Origin of the sequence: Pseudomonas sp. NPDC089569, from assembly GCF_050280625.1 — a bacterium.
In the GTDB taxonomy this organism is placed as follows: Bacteria; Pseudomonadota; Gammaproteobacteria; order Pseudomonadales; family Pseudomonadaceae; genus Aquipseudomonas.
The window spans coordinates 1-8,260 of the sequence record NZ_JBNNVQ010000160.1 but is presented as its reverse complement, the minus strand read 5'-3'; the positions used below and the strand labels follow the sequence as shown (position 1 = coordinate 8,260).

At 58.1% G+C, this 8,260-nt stretch carries 6 protein-coding genes and 1 pseudogene; all 7 read right to left on the bottom strand.

The genetic code is table 11. The features are described from left to right. Positions 1–97: 97 nt before the first annotated feature. Positions 98–757: pseudogene (locus ACQKP2_RS30825) on the bottom strand (putrescine ABC transporter permease PotH); the annotation flags it as partial. Between the two features lie 35 nt (positions 758–792). Next, a complete protein-coding gene (locus ACQKP2_RS30820; protein WP_427582090.1) occupies positions 793–1,935 on the bottom strand; it encodes an ABC transporter ATP-binding protein in 1,143 nt (380 codons plus the stop codon). A gap of 72 nt (positions 1,936–2,007) precedes the next feature. Continuing rightward, the gene (locus tag ACQKP2_RS30815; RefSeq protein ID WP_427582089.1) at positions 2,008–3,105 is read right to left on the bottom strand and encodes a polyamine ABC transporter substrate-binding protein; all 1,098 of its coding nucleotides are present in this window, start codon (positions 3,103–3,105) and stop codon (positions 2,008–2,010) included. A 237-nt stretch (positions 3,106–3,342) separates the two neighbouring features. Next, complete coding sequence (locus tag ACQKP2_RS30810) at positions 3,343–4,452, bottom strand: polyamine ABC transporter substrate-binding protein (protein ID WP_427582088.1); 1,110 nt, start codon at positions 4,450–4,452, stop codon at positions 3,343–3,345. Positions 4,453–4,622: 170 nt separating this feature from the next. Beyond that, complete coding sequence (locus ACQKP2_RS30805) at positions 4,623–5,987, bottom strand: aspartate aminotransferase family protein (protein ID WP_427582087.1); 1,365 nt, start codon at positions 5,985–5,987, stop codon at positions 4,623–4,625. 59 nt (positions 5,988–6,046) lie between these two features. Further along, positions 6,047–7,405 (bottom strand): glutamine synthetase family protein, encoded by a 1,359-nt coding sequence (locus tag ACQKP2_RS30800; RefSeq protein WP_427582086.1) that lies wholly within the window; start codon positions 7,403–7,405, stop codon positions 6,047–6,049. A gap of 81 nt (positions 7,406–7,486) precedes the next feature. After that, complete coding sequence (locus ACQKP2_RS30795) at positions 7,487–7,807, bottom strand: gamma-glutamyl-gamma-aminobutyrate hydrolase family protein (protein WP_427582085.1); 321 nt, start codon at positions 7,805–7,807, stop codon at positions 7,487–7,489. Between the last annotated feature and the right edge of the window lie 453 nt (positions 7,808–8,260).

The window sequence follows — 8,260 nt, the reverse complement described above, 5'->3', positions numbered from 1 at the left end:
CTTAACAGCTTCAACCACTTGCGCTGTCGATCTCTCGTCAGCGGGAGGCGAATTCTACAGCGTTACTCGCTGCTGTCAACACCTCTTTTTCAACTCAGCCGGCGATGATGCCGTTTTTCGACAGCGGCACGGTGATTTTCCAGAAGCTGTTGAAAGTGCTCGAACCCAGGTCCGCCGCGGCTTCCAGCAGGCTGGCGTCGTGCTTGACCAGGTTGGCGTACAGCGGAAGGATCATGAACGGCAGGTACGAATAGACGACGCCGATGTACACCGCCAGGTTGGTGTTGAGGATCTGCAGCGGTTCGTTGATCCAGCCCATGCTCATCAGGAAGCCGTTGAGCAGGCCGTTGTTGCTGAGGATGCCCATCCACGCATAGACGCGGATCAGGATCGCGGTCCAAGTCGGCATCATGATCAGCAGCACCAGCACCGTTTGCACCTCTTTGCGGGCACTGGCGATGCCGTAGGCCATCGGATAGCCGATCAGCAGGCAGAGGATGGTGCTGAAGAACGCCATCTTCAACGAGCCGAGGTAGGCCGACAGATACAGCTCGTCGCCGCCCAGCATGGCGTAATTGCCCAGGTTGAGCAGCAACTGCAATTTCTGTTCGGCGTAGCTGTAGATTTCGGTGTACGGCGGAATGGCCACGTCGGCTTCGGCGAAGCTGATCTTCAGGACGATGAAGAACGGCAACATGAAGAACAGGAACAGCCAGATGAACGGGATCCCGATGACCATTTGACGGCCGCCGGGAATTATTCGACTGAGTCGGCGATTGAGTTTGCGCATGTTCATGAGCGAAGTACCACGCCGCTGTCGTCTTCCCACCATACGTAAACCTGGTCACCCCAGGTCGGACGTGCGCCGCGGCGTTCGGCGTTGGCGACGAAGGACTGGACGATCTTGCCGCTCGGCAGTTCGACGTAGAACACCGAGTGACCACCCAGGTAGGCGATGTCGTGCACCTTGCCGCTGGACCAGTTGTATTCGCAGGTCGGCTGCGTAGGCGTCACGATCAGTTTTTCCGGACGGATCGCGTAGGTCACCGACTTGTCCTGCACCGAGGTGCTGATACCGTGGCCCACATAGATCTGACGGTCCAGATCCTTGCAGGTGATGGTCGCGTGGCCCTCGGCGTCGTCGATCACTTCACCGTCGAAGATGTTGACGTTGCCGATGAACTCGCAGACCAGGCGGCTGGTCGGGGTTTCATAGATGTCGATCGGGCTGCCGATCTGGGCGATCCAGCCCAGGTGCATGATCGCGATACGCTCGGCCATGGTCATGGCCTCTTCCTGGTCGTGGGTCACCATCACGCAGGTCACGCCCACGCGCTCGATGATTTCCACCAGCTCCAGTTGCATTTGCGAACGCAGTTTCTTGTCCAGCGCGCCCATCGGTTCATCGAGCAGCAGCAGCTTCGGACGCTTGGCCAGGGAGCGGGCCAGGGCCACGCGCTGACGCTGGCCACCGGACAACTGATGGGGCTTGCGCTTGGCGTATTGGCTCATCTGCACCAGCTTGAGCATGTCGGCCACACGTGCATCGATTTCAGCGGCCGGCAGCTTGTCCTGCTTGAGGCCAAAGGCGATGTTCTGCGCCACGGTCATGTGCGGGAACAGGGCGTAGGACTGGAACATCATGTTGATCGGCCGCTCGTAGGGCGGCATGTCGGTGATGTCTACGCCATCGAGCAGGATCCGTCCTTCGGTTGGACGTTCGAAACCTGCGAGCATGCGCAGCAAGGTGGATTTGCCCGATCCCGAACCGCCGAGCAGGGCGAAGATCTCGCCTTTCTTGATTTCCAGGGACACATCGTCCACGGCAATCGTCTCGTCGAACTTCTTCGTGACCCGGTCGATTTTGACCAGCACCTGCTTGGGTTGCTGGTCGCCCTCGAGGGCTTTCTTATAGGCGCCGGAGGCAACTGCCATTTACGAAACTCCCGAAAAAAAAGAGTGCGGTTCGCTCAAGGTGAGCCAACCTGGATAGTCTGAGCCTTGAAACTATTTACCCGTCTTGACCGTGGTCCAGCTGCGGGTCATCAAGCGTTGAATATTCGGCGGTAGCTCGATGGACACGTAGGTCTTGTCGAGCACTGCTTGCGGTGGATAGACCGCTTCGTCGGTGCGAATGGACTGTTCCATCAGTTTGTCCGACCCCGGGTTAGGGTTGGCATAGCCGACGTAATCACTGACCTGGGCAATCACCTCAGGCTTCAGCAAATAGTTCATGAAGGCGTGGGCTTCCTTGACGTTTTTCGAGTCCTTGGGAATCGCCAGCATGTCGAACCAGAGCGCGCCGCCCTCCTTGGGGATCGTGTAGGCGATGTTCACGCCTTTCTTGGCTTCTTCGGCGCGGTGCTTGGCCTGGAAGATGTCGCCGGAGAAACCGATCGCCACGCAGATGTCGCCGTTGGCCAGATCCGCGATGTATTTGGAGGAGTGGAAGTAGGTCACATATGGGCGCACCGCGAGCAGCTTGGCGGTGGCCTTCTTGTAATCTTCAGGGTTGGTGCTGTTGGCATTCAGGCCCATGTAGTTGAGCACGGTCGGCATCATTTCATCGGCCGAATCGAGGAACGCCACGCCACAGCTGTGCAGCTTCTTGATGTTTTCCGGTTCCAGCAGAACGCCCCAGGAATCGATCTTGTCGACGCCCAGCACAGCCTTGACCTTGTCGACGTTGTAACCGATGCCGTTGGTGCCCCACAGGTACGGCACGGCATACAGGTTGCCCGGATCGTTCTGCTCCAGACGCTTGAGCAATTCCGGATCGAGATTCGGGTAATTGGGCAGCAGCGACTTGTCGAGCTTCTGGAACGCACCGGCCTTGATCTGTTTGCCAAGGAAGTGGTTCGACGGCACGACTACGTCGTAACCGGTACGCCCGGCCAGCAACTTGCCTTCCAGGGTCTCGTTGGAATCGAACACGTCATAGACCGGTTTGATTCCGGTCTCTTTCTGGAAATCGGCCAGGGTGGTCTCGCCGATGTAATCCGACCAGTTATAAATATGCACAGTACCGGCGGCTTGGGCACCGACAGCAAGTGTCAGGCCGGCAGCGGCCAGCAAGGCATTGCGCAAAGAAGAAAAAATAGGCAAGTGGAGGTCCTCTAAATTAGTTGGGCCCAAGTTGCCCCGCGCTGCATGACAGCCATGGCTGCCTGACAACAAAACCGGCGCGCAACTTACCCTCGAAAAACCATTCCAGCAAACATTAAAAGCTTGTAGGAGCGAGCAGGCTCGCGATGGACGACAACGATAACGTGGGGTGTCTGACACCCCACGGCGTTGCTGGATTTCTTCGCGAGCACGCTCGCTCCTACAGGGTGTTACTTCTTACTTACCGGACTTGATCTTGGTCCAGCTGCGCGTCATCTCACGCTGAGTAGCGGCTGGCAGATCGGCGATGGCATACAACTTGGCCTGCACGTCGGCTGGCGGGTAGATGCCTGGATCGCTGGTGATGTCTTTTTCCACCAGAGGCGTTGCAGCGGCGTTACCGTTCGGGAAACGTACCGCGTTGGTGATGCCTGCCATGACTTCCGGCTTCTGCAGGAAGGTCATGAACTTGTAGGCGCCTTCAACGTTTTCGGCATCCTTGGGAATGGCGACCATGTCAAAGAAGCTGCCGGCACCTTCTTTCGGGATGGTGTAGCTGACTTTCACCTTGTCGCCGGCTTCGGCGGCACGGGACTTGGCCTGCTGTACGTCACCCGAGTAGCCGACCGCTACGCAGATGTTGCCGTTGGCCAGGTCGGAGATGTACTTGGAGGAGTGGAAGTAGGTGATCGAAGGACGAATCTTGAGGAACAGATCCTCGGCCTTCTTGATGTCTTCCTTCTTCTGGCTGTCGGTTGGCAGGCCCAGGTAATGCAGGGCGACCGGGATCATCTCGGTCGGCGAGTCGAGGAAGCTCACACCGCAACCCTTGAGCTTGGCGATGTTCTCGGGCTTGAGCAGGACGTCCCAGGAGTCGATGGTGTCGACACCCAGTGCAGCCTTGACCTTTTCCGGGTTGTAGCCGATGCCGATCGAGCCCCACATGTACGGGAAGGCGTGCTTGTTGCCCGGGTCGCTGACCGAAACGGCCTTGAGCAGATCCTGGTTCAGGTTTTTCCAGTTAGGCAGCTTGGAGGTGTCCAGCTCCTGGTAAACACCGGCCTTGATCTGCTTGGCCAGGAAGTTGTTCGACGGTACGACGACGTCGTAGCCGGACTTGCCCGCCAGCAGCTTGGCTTCGAGGGTTTCGTTACTGTCGAAAACGTCGTAGACCACCTTGATCCCCGATTCTTTCTCGAAGTTCGCGATGGTGTCCGGTGCGATGTAGTCGGACCAGTTGTAGACGTGCAACACCTTGTCGTCCGCCTGAACCGCGCCCGCCATGATGCCCGCCAGGGACATGGCGAGAAGCGTCTTGCCAGCAACCTTTTTGCCTAATGCCTTCATGCGTGATGCTCCAAATTTTTCTTTTTTTGAACCACTTTGTTCAGCAGCCGAACCCCGACAACTGGAACCGCGGCTAGTCTGGCAAGATCCTGGGCGGTCTTTCAAGGAAAGGCCGCCCACTATGGCTATGCCGAGCGAAAGTTTCATGATTCCCGCTCAGAGCCTAGCACTTAGCCCTGCAACGCACTCAGGGTCAGGTCCAGGCACTTGCGTGCCTTGGCCACCAGTTCATCGACTTCCGCCTTAGTGATCACCAGCGGTGGCGCGATGATCATGGTATCGCCCACGGCGCGCATGATCAGTCCGTTATCGAAGCAGAACTGCCGGCAGATCATGCCCACGCCCTTGCCCTCGTAACGCTTGCGCGTGGCCTTGTCCTGAACCAGCTCGATGGCCCCCAACATGCCCACTCCACGAACTTCGCCCACCAGCGGGTGATCGTTCAGTTCGCGCAAACGCTTTTGCAAATACGGTGCCGTTTCTGCGTGCACGCGCTCGACAATCTTTTCTTCGCGCAGAATGCGGATGTTTTCCAGGGCCACGGCGGCCGCTACCGGGTGCCCGGAGTAGGTGAAACCGTGGTTGAAATCGCCGCCTTCGTTGAGTACAGCCACCACTTCGTCACGGACGATCAGGCCACCCATCGGGATGTAGCCGGAGGTGAGGCCTTTGGCGATGGTCATCATGTCGGGTTTGAGGCCGTAGAAATCGGTACCGAACCACTCACCGGTACGACCGAAACCGCAAATCACTTCGTCAGCCACGAACAGGATGTCGTACTTGGCGAGGATTTCCTTGATGCGCGGCCAGTAGGTGTCTGGCGGAATGATCACGCCGCCAGCGCCCTGGATCGGCTCGGCAATAAAGGCACCGACGTTGTCGACGCCGACTTCCAGAATTTTTTCTTCCAACTGGTTGGCAGCCCAGATACCGAACTCTTCCGGAGTCATGTCGCCACCTTCGGCGAACCAATACGGCTGGGCAATGTGGACAATGCCCGGGATCGGCAAGTCGCCCTGTTCGTGCATGTAGGTCATGCCGCCCAGGCTTGCACCGGCGACGGTAGAACCGTGGTAGCCGTTCTTGCGGCTGATGATGACTTTCTTGTTCGGCTGGCCCTTGATCGCCCAGTAGTGGCGAACCATGCGCAACATGGTGTCGTTGCCTTCGGAGCCGGAACCGGTGAAGAACACGTGGTTCATGCCTTCAGGCGCGATGTCGGAAATGGCCTTGGCCAATTCCAGCACCGGTGGGTGAGCGGTCTGGAAGAACAGGTTGTAATAAGGCAGTTCGCGCATTTGCTTGCTGGCGGCTTCGGCCAGCTCATCGCGACCGTAACCGACCGCCACGCACCACAGGCCGGCCATGCCGTCGAGAATCTGGTTGCCTTCGCTGTCCCACAGGTAAACGCCCTTGGCGTTGGTGATGATCCGCGGGCCTTTCTCTTTCAGCTGCTTGAAGTCGCTGAACGGAGCCAGGTGGTGATCGTTGCTCAGGGTTTGCCATTCACGGGTTTGTGGGTTGTTGCTGGTCATACGGGTCTCCTAAAAAATCCAGATAAAAGCGTCGCTCGATAGCGGCGACGCCCGGCGCGTCAGACGGCGAACAGCAGGAATTCCCGTTCCCACGAACTGATGACGCGCTTGAAGTTTTCATGCTCGGCCCGCTTGACCGCGACGTAGCCAGTGATGAAATTCTTGCCCAGGTACTTCTCGATGGTCGCGCTGTTTTCCATGCGTTCCAGCGCATCTTCGATGGTCAGTGGCAGGCGCAGGTTGCGGCGCTCATAGCCGCGCCCCACCACCGGCGCACTCGGGTTCAAGCCTTCGACCATGCCGATGTAACCGCAAAGCAGGCTCGCGGCAATCGCCAGGTAAGGGTTGGCATCGGCGCCCGGCAGGCGGTTTTCCACCCGGCGGTTTTGTGGCCCGGCATCCGGAACCCGCAGGCCCACGGTGCGGTTTTCCTCGCCCCACTCCACGTTCACCGGTGCCGAGGTGTCCGGCAGGAAACGGCGGAACGAATTGACGTTGGGTGCAAACAGCGGCAACAGCTCGGGAATCAGCTTCTGCAGGCCACCGATGTGGTGCAGGAACAGCTGGCTCATGGTGCCGTCGTCGTTGGAGAAAATGTTCTTGCCGGTCTCGATGTCGATGATGCTCTGGTGCAAGTGCATGGCACTGCCCGGCTCGCCGGTCATGGGCTTGGCCATGAAGGTCGCGGCCACGTCATGCTTGAGCGCGGCTTCGCGCATGGTGCGCTTGAACACCAGGATCTGGTCGGCCAGGGACAGGGCATCACCGTGACGGAAGTTGATTTCCATCTGTGCCGTGCCGTCCTCGTGGATCAGCGTATCGAGGTCCAGGTCCTGCAATTCGCACCAGTCGTAAACGTCTTCGAACAAGGGATCGAATTCGTTCGCCGCTTCGATGGAGAACGACTGCCGACCGATTTCCGGGCGCCCGGAACGACCGATCGGCGGTTGCAGCGGGTAGTCCGGGTCGTCGCTGCGCTTGGTCAGGTAGAACTCCATTTCCGGCGCCACGATAGGCTGCCAGCCCTTGTCGGCATAGAGTTTCAGGACTTTCTTGAGCACGTTGCGCGGCGACAGCTCGATGGGGTTGCCTTGCTTGTCGTACGTGTCGTGGATCACCTGCGCGGTGGGCTCGATAGCCCATGGCACCAGGTACACCGCGTTCTGGTCGGGGCGGCAGACCATGTCGATGTCGGCCGGGTCGAGCAGTTCGTAATAGATGTCGTCTTCGACATAGTCGCCGGTCACGGTCTGCAGCAGGACGCTCTCGGGCAGGCGCATGCCTTTTTCGGCAATGAATTTGTTGGTCGGCGAAATCTTGCCCCGGGTGATGCCGGTCAAGTCGCTTATCATGCATTCGACTTCTGTGATCTTGTGGCTTTTCAACCAATCGGTGAGCTGGTCGAGGTTGGTACTCATAAATGCCTCTAGGCTTTGAGTTTCCTGACTCTCGGGAGCCAGGCAATGTTTGACGCATCGGCGTCGCGTTGAAATGCGGGTCTACGACAGGCTATCGTGCTTTTTTCCCGACGGACGGGCAAACGCCGAGCGTGCAGAATCCCGAGCAGTACGATGCCCGATGACCGATACGCTATTGTGAATCGGTTCTATATTGAATGGAGTAACCGTAATGGGTGTGCCATCGTGGCCGTCCAGAATAACGGACGGGGATGGTCGATCCGCCAGGGAAGAAAGGATCACCGACAGGCCGCGAGCCTTTGAGGCCATGGCGCTGAAGCCGGTGTCGCCACTGATGTGACAAGCATTCAGACCGCGCTGCCCAGAGCAGGCGGTGATGCCGATTAACGGCAGGCGAGACATGAAGCACCCCGGTATTATTGCTGTTATGGGTTTGACCCGAGCTTAGCCTTGTTCATTTTTTTACACAACACCCCCGTAAAAAATACAACACGGCCCGCTCAAGCCTGCGGGCGGCTTAGTGTTCGGCGATATAAAAACGCCCCAAAGTGCCCCAAAAAAGCCATGCGAGCGCTTTTTCAGGGCAAAAAATGCCTCGCTTGACTTCGGCATGCCGTTCGGGTTGACTGGAATCCGAAAAGATCAATGATTGATATTTTTAACAAAAAAGGTGTTGCATCATGTCGGTACCCCCGCGTGCCGTTCAACTCAACGAAGCAAACGCATTCCTTAAGAAACATCCTGAGGTTTTGTACGTCGACCTTCTGATTGCGGATATCCCCACCGCGATCACCTGCAAACCGGCATCGCGCAACGCCAGGACCACAGCCTTGCCGATGCCGCTGGTGGCACCGG